Consider the following 18,946-nt stretch of genomic DNA (forward strand, 5'->3'; position numbering starts at 1 on the left):
GCGATCCGACGCCGGGCGTCAGACCAGCGGGGGGTCCTGCTGGTCGGCCGTGTCGGGCTGGATCTGCTCGTCGCCGGGCTTGTTGGGGAGGCGGATCCAGTGGGTGATGCGGCCCTTCTCGATGACGAACCCGGTGCGCGCGACCGCCCCGGTGCCGTCGCAGGTCGCGCCGACCCGGTCGGACAGGCGGAACACGCCGACGGTCAGGCCCTTCTGCTTCTCGGTGCGCAGCAGGACCGCGCCGCAGGGCAGCATCTCGTTGAACGCCTTGGTCTTCTCCGGGGTGTCCAGCTTCAGGAACGGCTCGCCGGGCTGGATCTGCGCGATCGACGGGACCGAGAACATGCCCGCGGCGCCGTCGACGTCGCCGTGGCGCAGCGTGTCGGCCCACAGGCGGATGACCTGCTCGTCGGTGGCGTTGGCCGGCGCGGGCTTGGTGTTGTGCGGCACCGTGCTGGGCACGGTCACGACGGACATGCCGGTGCTGGTCGGCTCAGACTTGGAGCCGCCGCCGCAGGCCACGAGGGTGATCGCGGTCAACAGCAGCGCGGCGCAGGCGGCAATCGGGCGCATGACCACTATGCGCCGCCCGTCGCGTCGCGGATCAACGGCGACGGCTCGGACGCCCGCCGCACGGCCAGCGACAGCGCCTCGCCGCCGATGCGCCGCTCGAATCCGCGGACGGTCGGCCACAGCACGCTGAGCGCGAACCGGGCCCGCGTGTCGACCGCTGCCACGCGGGCCTCGCTGATCAGCGCGCTGCCCTGCGCGCAGGGCTCCACCCAGTGCGCGAACAGCACCCGCGCGGTCCCCGGCTCGTCCCAGGCCAGGAACTCCCCCGGCCCGTGCAGTCTGGGATAGTCGCGCCGCAGCGTCCAGATGCGCCCGCACAGCCCGGACACCGAGTGCAGCGGGCCCTCGTCGAGCACGAGGAACGGCTCGCGCGCGAACAGCTCGCGGAACGTCTCGTGCGGCGGCGTGTCGGGAATCCGCCAGCCGATCAGCCGACCCAGGGTGCGGGTCTCGTCCAGGCGGATCGCCCGCGCGGCCGCCCACAGCGTCTGCGGCGCCACCGGTGCCTCACGGCGGTGGCGCGTGCGGATGACCGGGTCGGCCAGCCAGTCGTCGAGCTGCCGGTCTGCCGCGATCAGGAGAAGAAGCGCCTCGGGTTGTCGATCAGCATGGTGTCCAGCTGCTCCTGCGTGACCCCGGCGGCCAGGAGCTGCGGCAGGATCTTGTCACGGATGTGCAGGTAGTCGGGACGCTCGTCGGCGAACGGCGGATTGTGGTGCATGAAGTCGAAGAAGCAGGCGGCGTCGTGGCCCAGCTGGATCTGCGGTGCGTAGCCCTCGGCCACCAGCGCCGCCAGCGTGCGCACGCGGTCGGCGTCGGGGTTGAAGTGCTCGATCTGGAAGCGGTCGCAGCCCAGCCACACGCCCTGGTCGGCCAGCGCCCGCAGGTAGTCGAGGTCGTTGCTGTCGCCCGCGTGGGCGATGACGATCTTGTCGGCCGTCACGCCGAGCTCCAGCAGGCGCTGGAGCACCGGGAGCCCGCCGCGGGTCGGCGCGCTGGTGTGCACCATCAGCGGCACGCCGGTCTGGACCTGCGCGGCCGCCACCGTGGCCAGGATCCGGGGCACGTCGCCGATCATGCCCTCCTTCTCGACCGCCGCCTTGAGGAACCCGGGCTTCACGCCGGTGTCGTTGATCCCTTCGCGGATCTCGCGCACGAACAGCTCGACGATCTGCTCGTCGGAGCGGTAGGCCAGGAAGCTGGGGAGCTCGAGGAAGCCGTAGAAGCCGCCGCACACGACGATGTTCAGGTCGGGCACCTGCGCGTTGATGCGCTGGATGCGTGGGATCGAGCGGCCCAGGCCGGGAGCGGTCGGGTCCAGGATCGTGTCGATCCCGCCCTCCCGGGCCCGGCGCAGCTTGGCCACGGCGTCGGCGACGCCGGACTCCTCCTCCCAGTACGGCTCGCCCCACGCGCGGCCGTAGTTCTCGAACATCTCCTGCTGGAGGATCACCACGTGCTCGTGCATGAGCGTGGTGCCCAGGTCGGCCACGTCGACAGGGCCCTGAACGGTCTCGACGGTCGGCATCAGTTCTCCCGGCGGACGGGATCGGACCCGTCCCAGTCGATGGATGAGCGCTGGATCTCGGCGTACCGGGCGGCCTGGGCCTCGGTGTGCTCGACGAGCTCGAGCAGCCCCGGCAGGGTCGAGTTCGGATCGAGGTACATCACGCGCGAGCCGGAGGGCAGCTCGTCGTAGAACGCCTCGGTCCACCCGGTGGCCTGCAGCCGGTGCACCTCGGCGTCGAAGTCGTGGCTGAACCGGGCCCAGTGGTGGAAGCCGTAGGTGCGCGGTCCGTCGCCGGGGTGGTAGACCGACGGGGTGTCGTCGTGCTGGGCGATCAGCTCGATCATCGTCGGGCCCGAGTAGGCCCGGGCCAGGCTGAACAGCGGCGCGGTCGGCCGACCGAGGTAGCGCCCGGCGGGCGGGGTGAACCGGCTGCGCAGATGCCACGGCCCGACGCCCAGACGGGCGGTGAACTCGGCCATCGCCGCGTCGATGTCGGCGACGACGTAGGCGTACTGGACCAGCGTCATCGCGAGGCCTGCACGAGCGCCTCGGGGTAGAACGTGTAGTGCTCCAGCGAGCCGCGCAGCCGCTCGCGGGCGACCGCCAGGTCGAGCACCGCGGGGACGCCGCGCTGGTTGGCCTCCAGCGCACGGGCGATCGCCGCGTCGACGTCCTGCGCGCGCTCGACACGCTCGCCGTGGCAGCCGCAGGCGCGAGCGAGCGCCGCGAAGTCGGGCTGCAGCGTGAACTCGGTGCCCAGGATCCGGTCGTCGAAGCGGTGCTGCTGGATGTCGCGGATGGAGCCCAGCGCCTCGTCGTCGAGCACCACCCAGGTCACGCCCAGCCCGTACTCGGCCGCCACCGGCAGCGCGGCCAGCGCCATCTGGAAGGACCCGTCGCCCACGAAGCACACCGCGGGACGGTCGGGATGCACGACGCGCGCGGCGGGCAGCGCGTTGGCCACGAACCCCATCCCGTAGAAGCTGGACGGGACGATCGTCGTGCGCGGCCCGTACACCTGGCAGTAGGGCTGGGCGCCGGCGATGTGCTGGGCCAGGCAGCCGACGTCGAAGGCCACGGTCGTCTCGCGGGGGAAGGCGGCCCGCACGCGCTCGATCGGCCACAGCGGGTGCATCGGCGTGCGGTCCTCGCGGGCCAGCTCGGCGCCCTCGGCCACCAGCTCGGCCAGCTCGTCGGCGATCGCCTGCGTGCGCGGCTGCTGCGCCCACGCGCCGGGCGCCAGCACGGCGCCGCGCTGCGCCAGCGCGGGCAGCAGCGCGTCCAGGAAGCGGCCGATGTCGCCGGCCACCGCGATCTGCGCCGGCACGCTGCGACCCAGCTCGGCGGGATCGATGTCGACCTGGATGTAGGTCGCCTCCGGCGGCGGCACCGTGCCCGCCCGCCAGCTCGTCTCCATCTCCTCGAAGCGCGTGCCCAGCCCGAGCACGACGTCGGCCTCGAGCAGCACGCGCTTGGACAGCCGCGTGCGATGCGCGCCCAGCCCGCCGGCCGACAGCGGGTGGTCGTCGGGGATGGCGCCGCGGCCCGACAGGCTGGTCAGCACCGGTGCGGCCAGCGCCTCGGCCACCGCGCGCACGCCGTCCCAGGCCGCCGCGGCGAGCACGCCGCCGCCGGCGATGAGGATCGGCTGGCGGGCGCCGGCCAGCGCGTCGGCCGCGGCGCTCACCGCGTCGGGATCGGGTGCGGGGCGGGCCGGGCGACCCACCGGCAGGTACGGGCGCTCCTCGATCTCGCTGTCGAGCACGTCGCGCGGCAGATCCACCAGCACGGGACCGGGGCGGCCGCTGCGGGCCACCGCGAACGCGCGGCGCAGCACGTCGACGACGAGATCGGCTCGATCCACGCGCACCGCCCACTTCGTCACCGGCGCGAAGATGCGGTCGGTGTCGACCTCCTGGGAGGCGCCGCGTTGGGCGGTGGCGGTGGCGCCGCGCCCGGCCAGGATGAGCATCGGCAGGCAGCCGACGAAGGCCTCGGCCACGCCGGTCAGCAGGTTCGTCACGCCGGGCCCGGCGGTGACCAGGCAGACGCCCGGCTCGCCGGTCAGCTGGGCGTGCGCCGCGGCCATCGAGGCCGCCGTCTGCTCGTGACGAACGAGGATGTGGTCGATCTGCGGCGTGTCGTAGAGCGCGTCGTAGATCGACAGCACGTGGCCGCCGGGCAGCCCGAAGACGTGGCGGACGCCTTCGGCCGCGAGCACGTCGACGATGGCCTGACCAGCGGTGATCCCCACGACCTCTCCTCCGTTCGGATGTCAAACAGTCAAACAGAAAGCGGGGAGGCGTACCATCCCCGCCGCGATGGATCAGCGCGTGGCGATCGTGACCGGTGGAGCCGGTGGTCTGGGGCGGGCGATGAGCGCCCGGCTGGCCGCCGACGGGCTGCAGGTGGTGCGCGCGGATCTGGTCGAGGGCGAGCGCGTCGACGTCACCGATCCGGGCTCCGCGCAGGCGCTGGCCGACCGCGTGCTGGAGCGCTTCGGGCGCATCGACGTGCTGGTCAACAACGCCGGCATCGCCGGCCCCACGGCCGACGCGGTCGACTACCCGCCCGACGCCTTCGCCCGGGTGATCGCGGTCAACCTGATCGGCACCTTCCACGTCACCCGCGCCTGCCTGCCCGCGATGGTCGCCGCCGGGTGGGGGCGGATCGTCAACATCGCCTCGATCGCCGGCAAGGACGGCAACCCAGGCATGTCGGCCTACTCGGCCTCCAAGGCGGGTGTGATCGGCTTCACGAAGTCGGTGGCCAAGGAGAACGCGCAGACCGGGGTGCTGGTCAACTGCCTGGTGCCGGGCGTGATCGACGCGGGCCTGACCACCCACACGGCGACACCGCAGGAGCGCCAACTGTTCGCGTCGCGTGTGCCGATGGGGCGCATGGGGCACCCCGAAGAACTGGCCGAGCTGGCCTCGTGGCTGTGCTCGGAGCGCTGCTCGTTCTCGACCGGCGCCACCTACGACCTGTCGGGCGGAAGGGCGGTCTATTGATGGGAATCGTGTCCACGCTGCGGATGTACGGGCGGCGCCGGCCGAAGAAGCTCGCTGCGGCGGGCGATCTGTACGCCCACCAGGTGACGCTGCTGGAGGGCGGCACGCTGGACCTGGAGACGTTGCGGGGCCATCCGACGCTGCTGGTCAACACGGCGAGCAAGTGCGGGTTCACGCCCCAGTACGCGGGCCTGCAGGAGCTGTATGAGACCTACCGCGAGCGCGGGTTGCAGGTGCTGGGCACGCCGTCGGGCGACTTCGCCGAGCAGGAGCTGGCCGAGGCCGCGGAGATCGGCGAGTTCTGCCAGCGCAACTACGGCGTCAGCTTCCCGCTGACCGAGAAGCTGTCGGTACGCGCCGAGCCGGCGCCGCTGTGGGAGGACCTGGCCCGCCAGCCCGGCTCCGGCCCGCCGTCCTGGAACTTCACGAAGTACCTGATCGGCGCCGACGGCAAGCTGATCGACCACTGGGGCCCGACCACGACGCCGACCAGCGACAAGATCACCAGCGCCGTCGAGCAGGCGCTCGGGGCGTAGGCCGGTGGCGTACCTCGTCGTGTTCGTCGCGGATCGGGCCGCGGACGATCACGCCGACGCGCTGCGCGAGCTGGCCCGGGCGGTGCCGGGTGCCGGGTTCTTCGACGACCCGGCCGGCGGGGACGAGCGCACCGTGGGCGCCTACGCGCGGGTCGAGGGGCTCGACGACGCGCTGGCCCAGGCGCTGATCGGTCACGTGGGCGAGCTGTCGGCCCGGCTGGGCCTGCGCATCGAGGTGCAGTTCGAGGAGCGGATCCTCGGCCACCTGCACGGCGGCGAGCCCGACGCCGCGCTGCTGCGGTCGCTCAGGCCGTGACGGCGGTGTCGCCCGCGCTGGCCACCAGCCAGGGCGCCGTCTCGTCGCCGTCGAGCGTGAACGTCCAACGCTCGGTCCACGAGGTCTCGCTGTCGCGCGACCCGGAGACGATCGCGACCGTGTCGCGGTTCTCCAGGTAGCGGCGGCCCGAGAGCGACAGCTCGACGGTCATCCGCGCCGGCTGCGTGGACCCGTCCAGCTGCACGAGCGTCATCGCCTTGACCTGCGGCCCGCGGACCACGCGGCGGACCGCGTCGTCGCCGGTCGGGTACAGCAGCTGGGTGATCGCCGCCGGGCGCGCGACCCGCTGCAGCGCGTCATCGGGGCCGTCGACCGCCTCGGCCCAGGCGGCCACGGCGCGCTTGGCGCTGGTCTCCAGCACGTCGGGCGCGAAGCGACCGTCGACCAGGCTCAGGTCCAGCGCGGCCTTGCGCCCGTCGTGGGCGTAGTCGAGGTCGACCAGCGAGGCCACGTCGGCCGGGCTGCCGACCGCGTCGGCCGCGGCGCCCTCAAGCACCGCGTCCTCGTGCAGGCGCTGGTCGCTCCAGGGCGAGGCGACGAGCTCGGAGTCGAGGTTGTGGGCGCCCTCGCCGAACTGCTCGATCGACAGCAGGCGCCAGTGCCCGTCGCGCTTGGTCAGCGTCCAGTACTCGCGCAGCGACGTCGTCGTGCTGGTCGAGTCGTTGCGCTTGATGCGGTTGCCGTTGGCGTCCTCGACGTAGTCCAGCAGCGTGGCCTGGATCAGCACGCAGACGCGGTCGTCGACGTCGTCGGCCCGGTTGACCAGGCCGACGTAGTGCACCTCGGGCGTGCCCTGGATCTGCACGCGGTTGTGCCAGCCGCGCGAGGAGAAGTCGTCCAGCCGGCGCTCCCACTCGACGCACAGGTCGGGCGAGCACAGCTTGTGCAGCCGCTTGCGGTCGTCCTTGGACCAGGCGTCCTGGATCTGCTGGAACAGCTGCGTCGCGTCGGTCGTGACCTTCTCGACCGCGAACGCGGCGTCGTCCTGGGCGGCCTCGGCCGCGGCCAGCTGCACGTGGCGGATGCGCGCGTCGCGCTTGCGCCGCCAGCGCCGGGCCTGGATCGCGCTGAACGCGGCGAAGAGCAGCACGACGATGACGATCAGGAGGATCGCCACGGGCGAGATGCTGCCGCCGCCCGCGCCGCCGCCGCTGAACCCGCCGCCGCCACCGCCGCCACCACCCCCGCCGCCGAAGCCCGAGGAGCCGCCGCCGGCCGCGGCCAGGGCGGATGGGGCGGTGACGAGCAGGAGCGTGGTGACCAGCAGAGCGACGCGCGACATGCCCTCAGCCTGCCACGCCGGGCGCGTTCGTTCCACCGCGAGCGCGCAACAGGCGCCAGCAGATCTCTCCGATGGCCAGGCCGACGACGATGCCCAGGGTGCTGTTGGCCACGCGATCGAGCGCCACGTCGTCGCCCTGGAAGTCGACCGCGCTGATCATGAACAGCACGGTCGGGGTGAGCAGCACGACGAGCCAGAAGTAGCTGCGGTGGTCCAGCGCGTACAGGCCGAAGGCCGAGATCGCCGCGCAGGTCAGCAGCAGCCACTGGGCGTCGAAGGCCAGCGTGATGATCAGGATCACCGCGGCACCGCCGAGCGTGCCCGCGGCCCGCTGGATCACGCGCACGTTCGTCGCGCGCTCCTCGGGCTGCAGGATGGCCAGCGTGGTCAACGGGATCCAGTAGCCGTGATCGAGATCGAACGCGCGGTAGATCAGCGTGCCCAGCGTCACGGCGAGCGACAGGCGAACGGCGTGGCCGCGCAGGTCGCGATCGTGGCGCAGCGCGTGCAGGAAGGCGCGCAGGGCGGCGGAGCCGGTGGGGGGCGCAGCGTCGCCGCGGCGCGCGAGGACCATCAGCGCCAGCGCCGGACCGGCCCCCGCGGCGTACAGCCACAGCTGGTGCAGCGTGTCGCCAGGATCGCCCGGCAGCCCGGACAGGATCACGAACACCGCGGCGGTGGCGAAGCCGAGCAGCGCGCCGACGCGGCCGTTGGCCCGCCAGAACGCCCACACCGCGACCCACACGAGCGTGCCCAGCAGCAGCGTCCAGGTGCGGTCCTCCAGCAGCTGGGACAGCGTGATCGCCGCGCAGCCGCCGAGCGCGCCGGCGATGCCCCACCACAGGCGCGCGCGCAGCCCGGCGCGCGGGACGACCAGCGCCGTGTTCAGGCCGCCGATCGCCGCCGTGAAGCCCGCGGCCGGGTCGCCGACCGCGACGCCCACGGCGAGCGGGCCGACCGCGCAGACCGCGCCGGCCAGCCCGGAGGCCCAGTCCAGGCCCTCCTCCTCGACGCGGAAGGCGTCGCGGGTGATGTCCGCGATCGCGCCCATCGAGCGGGGCATGTTCGCTGATCTACGATCGTCGGGGTGGCGGTGTACGTCGACAGAGCGGTGATTCCCTGGCGCGGCCGCCTGTGGGCGCACCTGCTCGCCTCCGACCTCGACGAGCTGCACGCGCTGGCCGCCGCGATCGGCCTGCGCCGGGCCTGGTTCCAGGACGCGCGTCGCTTCCCGCACTACGACGTGACCCCGGAGTACCGCGAGCTGGCGCTGTCCGCGGGCGCGGTGGCCATCCTCGACCGCCGCGTTCCCGACGACGTCCTGATGAAGCGGCCCGACGGGTCCTACGTCCCGCGTGCGCAGGTGCTGGCCGAGCGCGCCGCCGCCCGAGATCTGCACCGAACCCGCACAACTTCCTGACCTGTCCTGCACCGGTGGGCGCTTAGCATCGCCGTCGTGAGCGCCAGGACCATCGTGGTGATCGAGGACGAGGCAGCGATCGCGGCATCGATCGCGGCGCGGCTGCGCTCGGAGGGCTACCGCGTCGAGGTGGCCGGCGACGGTCCCGCGGGCGTCGAGCTGTGCCGCCGCGCCGCGCCGGACCTGGTCGTCCTGGACTGGATGCTCCCGGGCTTCGACGGCCTGGAGGTCTGTCGCCGCGTCCAGGCCGACGGACCGGTCGCGGTGCTGTTCCTGACCGCGCGCGACGCCGAGGCCGACGTCCTCGTCGGCCTGGGCATCGGGGCCGACGACTACCTGACCAAGCCGTTCAGCCCACGCGAGCTGGTCGCGCGGGTCCAGGCGATCCTGCGCCGCACCGCCCGCGCCGTGGGCGATGACGCACCCGCGCGCATCGAGCTCGGCGCCCTGGTCGTCGACCTGGAGGCCCGCCGCGCGGTGCGCGACGGCGCGGAGATCCGCCTGACGCCCACCGAGCTGGACCTGCTCGCCGCCCTGGCCGCCCGGCCCGGACGCGCGTTCTCGCGCGACGAGCTGCTGCACCAGGTGTGGGACTGGCGCGCCGGTGGATCGACGCGGACCGTCGACTCGCATGTCGCCGCGCTGCGGCGCAAGCTCGGCGCCACCGTGGTGCGCACGGTCCAGGGGCACGGTTACGCGTTGGGAGACCCGTCGTGAACCCGCTGGACCGGATCGCGTCGATCAAGCTGAAGCTGGGCCTGGTGATCGTGCTGGCCATCGTGGTCACGCTGGCCACGCTGGTCGTCGCGTCCGACCTGGGCCTGCGCCAGCGCTGGGCGGCGCTGGTCGCGCTGGTCGCGGCGCTGATCGCCGTCCAGCTCGTGGCCCGCGGCCTGACCGCGCCGCTGCGGGCCATGGCCCGGGCCGCCGAGGCGATGGCCCGGGGCGAGCACGGCCAGCGCGTCGAGGCCTCCGGGATCGACGAGGTCGCCCAGCTGGCCGGCGCCTTCAACCGCATGTCCGCCGAGCTTGATCAGGTCGACCGCTCGCGCCGCGACTTCGTGGCCGACGCCGCCCACGAGCTGCGCACGCCGATCAGCGCGCTGCGGGCCCAGCTGGAGAACGCGGTCGACGGCGTCGAACCCGTCGATCCGCGCGCGCTGCTGGCCCAGGTCGAGCGCCTCGGGCGCCTGAGCGACCAGCTCCTGGACCTGTCCCGGCTGGAGGCCGGCGGAACCGCGCTGCACCCGCGCACGTTCGCGGTGGCCGAGCTGGTCGACGGCCACGGCGTGCCCGTCGAGCTGCCGCCCGGGCTGCAGGCGCGTGGCGATCCCGACCGCTTGGCCCAGGTGGTCACCAACCTGGTCGACAACGCCCGCCGCCACGGCGGCGGGGCGCCCGTGACCGTCCGCGCTCGCGCGCGGCCGCGCGGTGGTCTGCGGCTGGAGGTCGAGGACGAAGGCCCTGGTCTCTCCGAGCAGGAGGCCGAGCGGCTGTTCGACCGCTTCGCCCGGGCCGACCGCTCGCGGTCGACCGCCGGCTTCGGCCTGGGACTGGCCATCGCCCGCTCGATCGTCGAGCTGCACGGCGGCTCGATCCGCGCCGAGCCGGCGCACCCGCACGGCTGCCGCATGGTCGTCGAGCTCCCCTGAGCTGACGCCCGCCGTACCGCACGTCTCATTCACCCGAACCCGGGAGGTTCCCGCATGTCCCGTTCTGCCCTGGCCTGCGTGGCCGGCGCCGCGCTGCTGACCGCCGTGGCCGTCGTCGGCCACCGCGTCGGCCTGGCCCTGACCGCCGTGCTGCTCGTGGTGATCGCCGCCGCCTGGCATGGGACGCAGCGACCGATCGGACGGCTGGCGTTGGCGTTGGCCGCGGCGCTCGCGGTGCAACCGGTGCTGCGCGACGCCGGGTGGGTGGTGGCCGCGTCCGTCGTCGCGGCGCTGGCCGCCACGGCCGTGGCCGTGGTGCAGCCCGCGACGTGGACGCAGGTCGCCCGGGCCGCGGTCGCACCGCTGCGCTGGTTCGGGGGGACCCGCCTGCTCGGGCAGGGCCTGGTGCGCGAGCTGCCGCGTCCGCAGAGCGCGGGCGGCGCCATCGCGGCGCTGCGCGGCACCGCCCTGGCCGCGGTGCTGCTCGCGTTGTTCGGTGCGCTCTTCGTCAGCGCCGACAGCGCGTTCGCCGATCTGACCAACGATCTGCTGTCGCCGCCCGAGCACGTGGACCAGCTGGTGGCGCGGATCTGCGCGGCGCTGCTGGTGACGCTGATCGCGGCCGCGCTGATCTGGTCGGGGCGGCCGGCGACGCAGGGGCCGCAACGGCAGCCGTGGGCGGTCGGGCGGGTGGAGCTGCGGATCGCCCTGACCGCGCTGGTCGGCCTGTTCGCGCTGTTCGTGACCGTCCAGCTGCGGGTGCTGTTCGGCGGCGCCGACTACGTCGAGCGCACCACTGGGCTGGGCTACGGGGACTACGCGCGGTCCGGGTTCGTCCAGCTGCTGGTCGTGGCCGGCCTGACGCTCAGCGTGGTGGCGCTCGCCGCGCGCCGGCGCGACCCGCGGGTGCGCCTGCTGCTGGGCGCGCTGTGCGGGCTGACGATGCTGGTGCTGGTCAGCGCGTTCTGGCGCCTGGGCCTGGTCATCGACGCCTACGGCCTGACCCGTGTGCGCTACGGCGGCGGCGCGATCCTCGTCTGGCTCGCGCTCACCTTCGTGCTGGTGCTGGCGGCCGGGGCGCGACCGCGGATCGCCCGCGTCGCTCCGCGGGTCGCGGCGGCGCTGTCGCTCGCGCTGGCGCTGGCCTTCTCGCTCAGCGATCCGGACGCGCGCATCGCCGACGCGGCGGTCGATCGCTACGCCGAGACCGGCCAGATCGACCGCGAGTACCTGCGGTCGCTCAGCGCCGACGCGCTGCGCGCGCTGCAGCACCTGCCTGAGGGCGAGCGACGGGTGGTCGTGCCGCCCCTGCTGCGGCGGCTGGAGCGCGCCGACGGGCTGGCCGGGTTCAACCTGGCGCGGGCGCGGGCTCGCTGACCGGCGCGTCGAGCTCGTGCAGCGCGCGCGACGGGATCGAGGCCAGCGCGGCGACCAGCAGCACGACGGCCAGCCCGATGAACGTCGGCTTCAGCCCGACGCCCTGCACGAGCGGGCCGATGATGATGAAGCCGAGCGAGCCCGCGGCGAAGCCGAACGACGTGATCGTGCCCATCACGCGGCCGCGCAGGCGCTCGGGTGTGCGCGTCTGCATCGCGTAGTTGAGCAGCGGGTTGACCGGCCCGTAGAGCAGGCCGACGACGAACGCGAAGCAGAGCATCACGGCGAACGGCAGCAGCAGCGCGAGGCCCAGGATGGCCAGGCCGGTGCCGGCCAGCGCGCCGACGAAGACGACACGACGCGGGAAGCGCGCGCCGATCGCGCCGTAGACCAGCGCGCCGACCACGCCGCCCAGGCTCATGACCATGACCAGGATGCCCAGGCGCGCCGGTTCGCCCTGGCTCTCGAAGAAGTAGGGGAGGATCACCGCCTCGATCGGCAGGTAGAGCGCGAGGATCAGCGTCGTCAGGACCCCGACGGCCCGCAGCAGCGGCTCGTGCCACAGGAAGGACAGGCCCTCGCGCGTCCCGTGCCAGATGCTGGCCGGGCGCTCGTGGGCGGCCGGCCGGCCGGCTCCGGGGAGGTGCAGCGTGGCCAGCAGGAGCACGGAGCCGGCGAACCCGCCGGCGGTGACCAGCAGCGTGTCGACGGCGCCGATCACGGCGATCAGGACCCCGCCGATGCCCGGCCCGATCAGGAAGGCCACGCCCCACACCGCCTCGTGCACGCCGTTGGCCCGGTCCAGCGTCCAGCCGGCCTGCGTGGCGGCGGCCGGGAGCATCGTCTCGCGCGCGGTCACGCCGGCCGGATCGAACGCGGCGCCGAGCATGGCCAGCACGACGAGCGTGGCCAGGTTCAGGCCGCCGACGAGGTCCAGCAGCGGGATGGCCGCGACGGCCACGCAGGACGCGGCGTCGGAGGCGATGGCCATGCGCCGGCGTCCGACGACGTCGATCAGCGTCCCGCAGAACACCGACGACAGGAACATCGGCAGCGCCGCGGCCGCGCCCACCAGGCCGGCGGCCGAGGCGCTGCCCGTGCGCTCGAGGATCAGCCACGGCAGCGCGACCAGCGCCACGCCGTTGCCCGCGCCCGACAGCAGCGTGGCCAGCTCGAGGCGCACGAGGCCGCCGAGGTGACGTGGGACAGCGGTGGACGACATGCCGCCCGCATCATGGCGCGCCGCGCATCCGTCGTTCGTGACAGAGTGCGCGCCATGCGCGTGGCTGGGTCACTGTTTCTCGCCGCGGGGCTTGCGACGCTTGCCGTTGCCGCCCCGTCGGTCTCCGCTGCGCCCGTGGTGCGCGGCTCCGTCCAGCAGGTCGACGTGACGGGGGCCCAGAGCGGCGCCCGCGTCGTGCTGCTGCGCTCCGGCAAGCGGGTGGCCACCCGCCGGGCCGGCAAGCTCGGAGGCGTCGTGTTCCGCAACGTGGCCGCCGGGAGCGGCTACCGGATCCGCGTCGCCGGGAAGCCCAAGCCGTCCCGCGCCGTGACCGTCATGTCGACGCGCTCGACGCCGCCGTCCACCAGGACCTACAGCCAGAAGGTGCCCGAGGGCTACGGCTACCTGACCACGCGCGACGGCACGAAGCTGGCCATCAACGTGATCCTGCCCGGGCCCGCGGATCAGGGCCCGTACCCGACGCTGGTGGAGTACTCCGGCTACGGCTACGCCAACCCCGAGGGCGGCCAGAGCTCGATCCAGGCGATCTACAAGCTGCTGGGCTACGCGGTCGTCGACGTCAACATGCGCGGCACCGGCTGCTCGGGCGGCGCGTTCGACTACTTCGAGCCACTGCAGGGCCTGGACGGCTACGACGTCATCGAGACCGTCGCGCGCCAGCCCTGGGTGCTGCACAACAAGGTCGGCATGGCCGGCATCTCCTACGGCGGCATCAGCCAGCTGTTCACCGCCGCCACGCAGCCGCCGAGCCTGTCGGCGATCACGCCGCTGTCGGTGATCGACAACACCGCCACCACCCTGTACCCCGGCGGGATGCTCAACTCCGGCTTCGCGCTGTCCTGGGCCAAGGACCGCGTGCACGACGCGCTGCCCGCGTCGGAGACCGGCGGCCAGGAGTGGGCGCTGGACCGGATCAAGGCCGGTGACAAGGTGTGCAAGGCCAACCAGGAGCTGCACGACCAGGCGGTCGACCTGCTGGCCAAGACCGAGCGCAACCAGTTCTACGTCCCGAAGGTCGCCGACCCGCTCGCGCCGATCACCTTCGTCGACAAGATCAACGTGCCCACCTTCCTGGCCTGCCAGTGGACCGACGAGCAGACCGGCGGGCACTGCCCGGCACTGGTGCCGCACTTCACCGGCACGACCCGCAAGTGGTTCACGTTCACCAACGGCGTACACACCGACTCGCTCGATCCCGCGACGTTCAACCGCTGGTTCGACTTCCTCGAGCTGTACGTCGCCCAACGCAAGCCGACGCTGCCCGCGGCCGCCGCGGCGGGCGCCGGGGCCATCTACCAGTCCGTGCTCGGCGTGCCCGGCCAGGTGCTGCCGCCGGATCCGATCCAGCAGCAGCCGGACTACCAGTCGGCGCTGGCCGCCTTCGAGGCGCAGCCGTCCGTGCGCGTGCTCTTCGACAACGGCGCGGGCAGCCCGCAGGCCGGCGCGCCGGTCCCCGGGTTCGAGCAGTCCTTCCCGACGCTGCCGATCCCCGGCACGCAGGCGCGGTCCTGGTTCCTGGACGCGGGCGGCACCCTGGCCGACGCGGCCACCGGCACCGTCCGCCAGGACCAGTTCACCTGGAACCCCAAGGCGCGGTCGGCCACGAGCTTCACCGGCAACACCGGCGGTGGCGCCGGCGGCCTGTGGACCGCGACGCCGAGCTACCACTGGGACCAGAACCCCGCCGGCACGTCCGCGTCCTACCTGACCGCCCCGCTCAGCGCCGACACGACCGTGATCGGCGGCGGCGCCGTCGACCTGTGGATCCAGGCCTCCGTGCCCGACGTCGACCTGCAGGTGACGGTCACCGAGGTGCGCCCGGACGGCAAGGAGACGTTCGTGCAGGACGGCTGGCTGCGCTCGAGCCTGCGCGCGCTGGACGCGGCCAAGAGCACCGAGCTGGAGCCCGTCCTGTCGCTGGCCAAGAAGACGGCGGCCCCGCTGCCCCCCGGCCAGTTCACCAAGGTCACAGTGCCGCTCTACTACCAGGGCCACGTGTACCGGGCCGGCTCGCGGCTGCGCATCATCGTGGCGGCGCCGGGCGGCGACCAGCCCGTGTGGGAGTTCACCAAGACGCAGCCCGCCAGCGGAACCGCGATCGTGCAGATCGCGCACGGCGCGACGATGCCCTCGCGGATCGTGCTGCCGGTGGTCCCGGGCGTGAGCGTCCCGACGCCGCTGCCGCCCTGCCCGGGCGAGCGCGGCGAGCCCTGCCGCGACTTCGTGCCCCCGCCCGCCTAGCCGGGGTAGGAGACGAGCACCTTCACGGGGCCCTTGGCCCCGCCGCGGCGGATCGCCGTCACCGTCAGGTTCTGCGTCGGCGCGCTGCGGCAGGCCCGCTGGCGGGTCAGCGTGTCGGTGCGCCCGCGCTTGCGGCTGGCGCCCAGCGAGCGGCCGTTGAGCGACAGCCGCACGCCGACCTCGGAGCGGCGCGGGCCGCGCACGAGCACCTTGACCGTGCCGTCCAGGCTCATCGGCACCGAGAAGCGCTGCGTGTGGCGGCCCGAGGCCATCGTGAACCCGGCGGCCCCGCGGTTCTTCGTCCACGGCTCGACGACGTCGCGACGGGCGGCGTCGAGGGTGACCGCGTTGGGCAGCAGTCGGCCCGTCCAGCGCCAGGGCTGGTCGGGGAAGACCAGGCGCGCGTAGGCCTCGGCCCACGCCTCGCCCGGGTTGGCCAGGTAGCGGCTGCCCTCGTCGCCGGGGAACAGCGAGCGGCGCGCGACGCCGGCGCACACGAGCTCCGCGGAGGCCCACAGCTTCGGGCCCCAGTCGACCGCGCCGCCGCGGAAGCCCGGGTTGGCCCGGTGGTTGGCGATGTGATGTCCGTACTCGTGCGTGAGGACGTAGCGCAGCGTGTACTTGCCGTCCGTGGTGGTCGCGTCGAGGCCCACGTTGGGCACGTTCATGCGGTTGAAGCGAGGCTCGTAGCAGGCCAGGATGTGCTCGCGCTCGAGCCCGTAGCACAGGCCCGCGACCTCCTGCTGGGACGAGATGCGCATCCGCAGACGCTGCAGCTCGCTGCCGTGGGGGATCGAGTCCAGATACCCGACGTAGGCCGCGGCCAGCTCCGGGTTCAGGCCTCCGGCGGCCTCGCTGAACTCGACGTGCACGGCCCCGCCGCCGGCCAGCGGCACGTCGGTGGAGTTCGGCGCCTGGGCCCCGGCCACCGCCGGGACGAGGAGGGCAGTGGCGGCGGTGAGGACAGCGACCCGGCGGAGCATGGTGGAACCTCGGTTCCCGGTCCGGGCGGGCGGCAATCCTCCCCGGGCGCGCTAGCGGTCGACGACCTCGATGTTGTTGCCGTCGGGATCGATCACGAACGCCGCGTAGTAGTCGGCCGCGTACTGCTCGCGGATGCCCGGGCCGCCGTTGTCGGTGTAGCCGCCGTCCATCGCCGCGGCGTGGAACGCGTCGACGTCGGCGCGGCTGCCGCTGAAGGCCATGTGCAGCGCCTCGGTCGGCGTGCCGTTGACCAGCGAGAACGAGCCGCCGGAGGCCAGGCGGAAGATCGCGTGCTCGGCGTCGTGCTCGCCCGGCGTCAGGTGCGCGGCGGGCGCGATCGTCTCGTAGAAGGCCCGCGCGCTGGGCGTGTCCAGGACGCGCAGCCACACGTGGTCGACGAGGCCGTTGCGGTTGACCGTCTCGTAGTGGACGGCCTCGATGCTGTTGCCGTCGGGATCGAGCAGGAACGCCCCGTAGTAGTCGGGCAGGTACTGCGGCCGCTCGCCCGGCTCGCCGTCGCTGGCATAGCCCGCGTCGACGCCGGCCTGCCAGAACGCGTCGACCTGGGCGCGCGAGTCGGCGGTGAACCCGACGTGCACGTGCCGGGTGGGCGGGCGCTCGTCCGACGCGGCGGCGACGAAGAACTCACCGAACTGGCTGAAGCCCGGGGCGCCGCCGGGGGCGTGTCCGAGCGCGCCCAGGACGGTCGTGTAGAAGGCGTGGGAGGCCTCGTGGTCACTGGCGCGGATGCTGAGGTGGTCGAACACGACTGCGAACCGTACCCTTGCTGCATGTGCCGCAACATCCGCCCGCTGTACAACTTCGCGCCGCCGGCGACCGATGACGAGGTCCACGCGGCGGCCCTGCAGTACGTCCGCAAGATCAGCGGCTTCACCAAGCCGTCGCAGGCCAACGCCGAGGCGTTCGACCGCGCCGTCGAGGCGATCGCCGCGATCTCCGGTGAGCTGATGGGCGAGTTGGTCACCAACCAGCCGCCCAAGGACCGCGAGGTCGAGCTGGCCAAGAAGCGCGCCCAGTTCGCGCGCCGCCAGACGCGCGTGACGGTCGGTCAGGCCGTCTCGGGCACGCCGTAGCGCGCGGCGACGCGGTCGTAGTTCAGCCGCAGCAGCGCGATCACGTCGGCGACGTCGTCCTCGGTCCGCAACGGCCGTGCGCCCCAGCCAGGGTTGTCCGGCATGACCGGGTGGGGCTCGATCCGTCCCGCCGCCCGCAGCTGCGCGCCGACCGAGCGCGGGAACCCGAAGTGGGCGACGCGGTCGCCGTGCAGGTGGCCGATCTCGCGTCGCCCGACCCGCAGCGACCACTCGCCGCGCTCGCCGTTGGCGCCGTGCACGCCGGGCCAGGTGAGGGCCGTCGTGGTGATGATGTCGCTTGCCGATTCGATCATGCGCCCAAGCGTGAAGCTTCAAGCGCACTTGAAGTCAAGGGACGAGTCGCTCGCGGGCCAGGGCGACGAGCGCGGTGGCGGCGGGCGAGACCGGGCCGTCGGCTCGCCAGGCCAGCTCCAGGCGTGAGCGCGGCGTCGGGCCGGTGAGCGCGATCGTGTGCAGGGCCGGGGCCCGCGACTCCGCCAGGGCCCGGGGCAGGATCGCCACGCCGAGCCCGCGCTGGGCCAGGTCGGCGACCACCCGCGGATCGCCCGCCTCGTAGGCCACGCGCGGTGTGCGCCCGGCGGCGGCGAACGCGTCCTCCAGGCCGGCCCGCAGCCCGGTGCCCCGGGGCAGGCTGACCAGCTCGCGCGCGGCCAGCCGGGCGATCGTCACGGTCCGCCGTCGGGCCCACGGGTCCGACGGCGCCACCGCGGCCACCAGCTCGGCTTCGATCACCGTGTCGGTGGCGACGCCGGGCGGTGCGTCCCCGGTGGTGCCGGCCAGGGCCAGGTCCAGGCGGCCCTCGCGCACGCCGGACAGCAGCTGGTCGGAGGTGCTCTCGCTGAGCGTGATCTCGACACCGGGATGGCGGGCATGGAACGCGGCCAGGAGGTCGGGCACCGGCAGGTCGCCGTAGGAGGTGACGGTGCCCACGGCGACGCGCCCGCGCAACAGGCCGCTGAGCTCGTCGACGGCCAGGCGCACGCCGCGCACGGCGTCCAGCGCGGCTCGTGCGTAGGGGAGCACCGCCTGGCCCGCGGCGGTCGGGCGGACCCGCCGGCCCGAGCGGTCCAGGAGCTCCTGTCCGAGCTCGGCCTCGAGCTTGCGCAGCTGCGCGCTGATGCCCGGCTGGGCCACGTGCAGGCGCTCGGCGGCTCGCGTGAACCCGCCGTCGTCGACCACCGCCACGAGATACTCGAGCTGCCGCAGCTCCATAACGAAACATGCTAGCTCGGAGCAGCCATAGATCTGCGACTTCTGGCTGCGAACCGGGAACCATCGGTCCATGACCACCACACGAGAAGTCGCACAGCAGCCCGAGGACATCACGCGCCTGTTCGTCGAGCGCGTCAACGCCGCCGACGTCGAGGGTCTCGTCGCCCTGTACGAGCCGACGGCCGTGATGGCCTACCCGCCGGGCACCGAGACCGCGGGCCAGGACGCGATCCGCGCCCTGTTCGAGCAGATGGTCGCGGCCCGGCCCGAGTTCCCCCAGGAGGAGCCGCTTCCGACCGTGCGCAACGGCGACCTGGCGCTGACCTCGACGCGCGCCAAGGACGGGGCGGGCGGCCGCGCCCAGGTCGTGCGCCGTCAGGCCGACGGCAGCTGGAAGCGGATCATCGACCGCCCGGAGAGCGATCCGCAGTCAGCTGACCGATGAGGCCCGCG

The 18,946-nt window shown here is 73.6% G+C and carries 22 protein-coding genes; 10 read left to right on the forward strand and 12 right to left on the reverse strand.

Going from position 1 to position 18,946, the window contains the following annotated elements:
• Positions 1-18: 18 nt before the first annotated feature.
• From ACZ5UI_RS06440 to ACZ5UI_RS06460, 5 genes are all read right to left on the reverse strand, one after another.
• On the reverse strand, positions 19-573 hold the full coding sequence (locus ACZ5UI_RS06440) for a hypothetical protein (protein WP_464195407.1): 555 nt from the start codon (positions 571-573) through the stop codon (positions 19-21).
• Positions 574-578: 5 nt separating this feature from the next.
• Complete coding sequence (locus ACZ5UI_RS06445) at positions 579-1,073, reverse strand: hypothetical protein (protein ID WP_464195409.1); 495 nt, start codon at positions 1,071-1,073, stop codon at positions 579-581.
• Between the two features lie 74 nt (positions 1,074-1,147).
• Positions 1,148-2,101, reverse strand: coding sequence for a phosphotriesterase family protein (locus tag ACZ5UI_RS06450; protein WP_464195411.1), 954 nt, complete (start codon positions 2,099-2,101; stop codon positions 1,148-1,150).
• Complete coding sequence (locus tag ACZ5UI_RS06455; RefSeq protein ID WP_464195413.1) at positions 2,101-2,610, reverse strand: VOC family protein; 510 nt, start codon at positions 2,608-2,610, stop codon at positions 2,101-2,103. Before ACZ5UI_RS06455 ends, ACZ5UI_RS06450 begins: the two co-directional genes overlap by 1 nt.
• Positions 2,607-4,337: a thiamine pyrophosphate-binding protein gene (locus ACZ5UI_RS06460; RefSeq protein WP_464195415.1), complete on the reverse strand. Its 1,731-nt coding sequence runs from the start codon at positions 4,335-4,337 to the stop codon at positions 2,607-2,609. Before ACZ5UI_RS06460 ends, ACZ5UI_RS06455 begins: the two co-directional genes overlap by 4 nt.
• Before the next feature lie 67 nt (positions 4,338-4,404).
• On the opposite strand from ACZ5UI_RS06460, the gene ACZ5UI_RS06465 reads away from it, so the two are divergent.
• From ACZ5UI_RS06465 to ACZ5UI_RS06475, 3 genes are read left to right on the forward strand one after another with little or no spacing between them, the layout of a single operon-like run.
• Positions 4,405-5,094 carry an SDR family NAD(P)-dependent oxidoreductase gene (locus tag ACZ5UI_RS06465; RefSeq protein WP_464195417.1) on the forward strand — a complete coding sequence of 230 codons (690 nt, stop codon included), beginning with the start codon at positions 4,405-4,407 and terminating at the stop codon, positions 5,092-5,094.
• Complete coding sequence (locus ACZ5UI_RS06470; protein WP_464195419.1) at positions 5,094-5,630, forward strand: glutathione peroxidase; 537 nt, start codon at positions 5,094-5,096, stop codon at positions 5,628-5,630. The genes ACZ5UI_RS06465 and ACZ5UI_RS06470 overlap by 1 nt, the downstream gene beginning before the upstream one ends.
• Positions 5,631-5,634: 4 nt before the next feature.
• Positions 5,635-5,946, forward strand: a complete 312-nt coding sequence (locus ACZ5UI_RS06475) for a hypothetical protein (protein WP_464195421.1) — start codon at positions 5,635-5,637, stop codon at positions 5,944-5,946.
• On the opposite strand, the gene ACZ5UI_RS06480 is transcribed toward ACZ5UI_RS06475, so the two are convergent.
• The gene (locus ACZ5UI_RS06480) at positions 5,936-7,249 is read right to left on the reverse strand and encodes a Tim44 domain-containing protein (RefSeq protein WP_464195423.1); all 1,314 of its coding nucleotides are present in this window, start codon (positions 7,247-7,249) and stop codon (positions 5,936-5,938) included. The two genes, ACZ5UI_RS06475 and ACZ5UI_RS06480, sit on opposite strands and share 11 nt — an antisense overlap.
• Before the next feature lie 4 nt (positions 7,250-7,253).
• A complete protein-coding gene (locus tag ACZ5UI_RS06485; RefSeq protein WP_464195425.1) occupies positions 7,254-8,312 on the reverse strand; it encodes an FUSC family protein in 1,059 nt (352 codons plus the stop codon).
• 24 nt (positions 8,313-8,336) lie between these two features.
• Here ACZ5UI_RS06485 and ACZ5UI_RS06490 point away from each other — a divergent pair, with 24 nt between their 5' ends.
• The 4 genes from ACZ5UI_RS06490 to ACZ5UI_RS06505 are packed head-to-tail and all read left to right on the forward strand — an operon-like array spanning position 8,337 to position 11,698.
• Positions 8,337-8,669, forward strand: a complete 333-nt coding sequence (locus ACZ5UI_RS06490) for a DUF4031 domain-containing protein (protein ID WP_464195427.1) — start codon at positions 8,337-8,339, stop codon at positions 8,667-8,669.
• Between the two features lie 36 nt (positions 8,670-8,705).
• Complete coding sequence (locus ACZ5UI_RS06495; RefSeq protein ID WP_464195429.1) at positions 8,706-9,386, forward strand: response regulator transcription factor; 681 nt, start codon at positions 8,706-8,708, stop codon at positions 9,384-9,386.
• On the forward strand, positions 9,383-10,321 hold the full coding sequence (locus ACZ5UI_RS06500; RefSeq protein WP_464195431.1) for a sensor histidine kinase: 939 nt from the start codon (positions 9,383-9,385) through the stop codon (positions 10,319-10,321). Before ACZ5UI_RS06495 ends, ACZ5UI_RS06500 begins: the two co-directional genes overlap by 4 nt.
• Before the next feature lie 54 nt (positions 10,322-10,375).
• A complete protein-coding gene (locus ACZ5UI_RS06505) occupies positions 10,376-11,698 on the forward strand; it encodes a DUF4153 domain-containing protein (RefSeq protein WP_464195433.1) in 1,323 nt (440 codons plus the stop codon).
• On the opposite strand, the gene ACZ5UI_RS06510 is transcribed toward ACZ5UI_RS06505, so the two are convergent.
• Complete coding sequence (locus tag ACZ5UI_RS06510; protein WP_464195435.1) at positions 11,670-12,920, reverse strand: MFS transporter; 1,251 nt, start codon at positions 12,918-12,920, stop codon at positions 11,670-11,672. The two genes, ACZ5UI_RS06505 and ACZ5UI_RS06510, sit on opposite strands and share 29 nt — an antisense overlap.
• Positions 12,921-13,058: 138 nt before the next feature.
• Between ACZ5UI_RS06510 and ACZ5UI_RS06515 the strand changes: the two genes are divergently transcribed.
• Positions 13,059-15,182 carry a CocE/NonD family hydrolase gene (locus ACZ5UI_RS06515; protein ID WP_464195437.1) on the forward strand — a complete coding sequence of 708 codons (2,124 nt, stop codon included), beginning with the start codon at positions 13,059-13,061 and terminating at the stop codon, positions 15,180-15,182.
• Here ACZ5UI_RS06515 and ACZ5UI_RS06520 read toward each other — a convergent pair.
• Together ACZ5UI_RS06520 and ACZ5UI_RS06525 are read right to left on the reverse strand one after the other, a co-directional pair.
• Positions 15,179-16,165 (reverse strand): hypothetical protein, encoded by a 987-nt coding sequence (locus tag ACZ5UI_RS06520; RefSeq protein WP_464195439.1) that lies wholly within the window; start codon positions 16,163-16,165, stop codon positions 15,179-15,181. The two genes, ACZ5UI_RS06515 and ACZ5UI_RS06520, sit on opposite strands and share 4 nt — an antisense overlap.
• Positions 16,166-16,216: 51 nt before the next feature.
• Positions 16,217-16,933, reverse strand: coding sequence for a VOC family protein (locus tag ACZ5UI_RS06525; protein ID WP_464195441.1), 717 nt, complete (start codon positions 16,931-16,933; stop codon positions 16,217-16,219).
• Positions 16,934-16,957: 24 nt separating this feature from the next.
• On the opposite strand from ACZ5UI_RS06525, the gene ACZ5UI_RS06530 reads away from it, so the two are divergent.
• Positions 16,958-17,260, forward strand: coding sequence for a DUF2277 domain-containing protein (locus tag ACZ5UI_RS06530; protein WP_464195443.1), 303 nt, complete (start codon positions 16,958-16,960; stop codon positions 17,258-17,260).
• Here ACZ5UI_RS06530 and ACZ5UI_RS06535 read toward each other — a convergent pair.
• Together ACZ5UI_RS06535 and ACZ5UI_RS06540 are read right to left on the reverse strand one after the other, a co-directional pair.
• Positions 17,236-17,574 (reverse strand): luciferase domain-containing protein, encoded by a 339-nt coding sequence (locus ACZ5UI_RS06535; RefSeq protein WP_464195445.1) that lies wholly within the window; start codon positions 17,572-17,574, stop codon positions 17,236-17,238. The two genes, ACZ5UI_RS06530 and ACZ5UI_RS06535, sit on opposite strands and share 25 nt — an antisense overlap.
• A gap of 34 nt (positions 17,575-17,608) precedes the next feature.
• On the reverse strand, positions 17,609-18,493 hold the full coding sequence (locus ACZ5UI_RS06540) for a LysR family transcriptional regulator (protein ID WP_464195447.1): 885 nt from the start codon (positions 18,491-18,493) through the stop codon (positions 17,609-17,611).
• Between the two features lie 70 nt (positions 18,494-18,563).
• On the opposite strand from ACZ5UI_RS06540, the gene ACZ5UI_RS06545 reads away from it, so the two are divergent.
• Positions 18,564-18,938, forward strand: a complete 375-nt coding sequence (locus ACZ5UI_RS06545; protein WP_464195449.1) for a YybH family protein — start codon at positions 18,564-18,566, stop codon at positions 18,936-18,938.
• The last annotated feature ends 8 nt before the right edge of the window (positions 18,939-18,946 follow it).

The sequence above is a fragment of the Conexibacter sp. JCM 18997 genome (assembly GCF_055391915.1).

Bases quoted from the DNA above. Each gene is read 5' to 3' on its own strand.
- ACZ5UI_RS06440 (WP_464195407.1), bottom strand. From the start codon at position 573: ATGCGCCCGATTGCCGCCTGCGCCGCGCTGCTGTTGACCGCGATCACC.
- ACZ5UI_RS06450 (WP_464195411.1), bottom strand. From the start codon at position 2,101: ATGCCGACCGTCGAGACCGTTCAGGGCCCTGTCGACGTGGCCGACCTG.
- ACZ5UI_RS06455 (WP_464195413.1), bottom strand. From the start codon at position 2,610: ATGACGCTGGTCCAGTACGCCTACGTCGTCGCCGACATCGACGCGGCG.
- ACZ5UI_RS06465 (WP_464195417.1), top strand. From the start codon at position 4,405: ATGGATCAGCGCGTGGCGATCGTGACCGGTGGAGCCGGTGGTCTGGGG.
- ACZ5UI_RS06470 (WP_464195419.1), top strand. From the start codon at position 5,094: ATGGGAATCGTGTCCACGCTGCGGATGTACGGGCGGCGCCGGCCGAAG.
- ACZ5UI_RS06480 (WP_464195423.1), bottom strand. From the start codon at position 7,249: ATGTCGCGCGTCGCTCTGCTGGTCACCACGCTCCTGCTCGTCACCGCC.
- ACZ5UI_RS06485 (WP_464195425.1), bottom strand. From the start codon at position 8,312: ATGCCCCGCTCGATGGGCGCGATCGCGGACATCACCCGCGACGCCTTC.
- ACZ5UI_RS06505 (WP_464195433.1), top strand. From the start codon at position 10,376: ATGTCCCGTTCTGCCCTGGCCTGCGTGGCCGGCGCCGCGCTGCTGACC.
- ACZ5UI_RS06510 (WP_464195435.1), bottom strand. From the start codon at position 12,920: ATGTCGTCCACCGCTGTCCCACGTCACCTCGGCGGCCTCGTGCGCCTC.
- ACZ5UI_RS06520 (WP_464195439.1), bottom strand. From the start codon at position 16,165: ATGCTCCGCCGGGTCGCTGTCCTCACCGCCGCCACTGCCCTCCTCGTC.
- ACZ5UI_RS06530 (WP_464195443.1), top strand. From the start codon at position 16,958: ATGTGCCGCAACATCCGCCCGCTGTACAACTTCGCGCCGCCGGCGACC.
- ACZ5UI_RS06535 (WP_464195445.1), bottom strand. From the start codon at position 17,574: ATGATCGAATCGGCAAGCGACATCATCACCACGACGGCCCTCACCTGG.
- ACZ5UI_RS06540 (WP_464195447.1), bottom strand. From the start codon at position 18,493: ATGGAGCTGCGGCAGCTCGAGTATCTCGTGGCGGTGGTCGACGACGGC.
- ACZ5UI_RS06545 (WP_464195449.1), top strand. From the start codon at position 18,564: ATGACCACCACACGAGAAGTCGCACAGCAGCCCGAGGACATCACGCGC.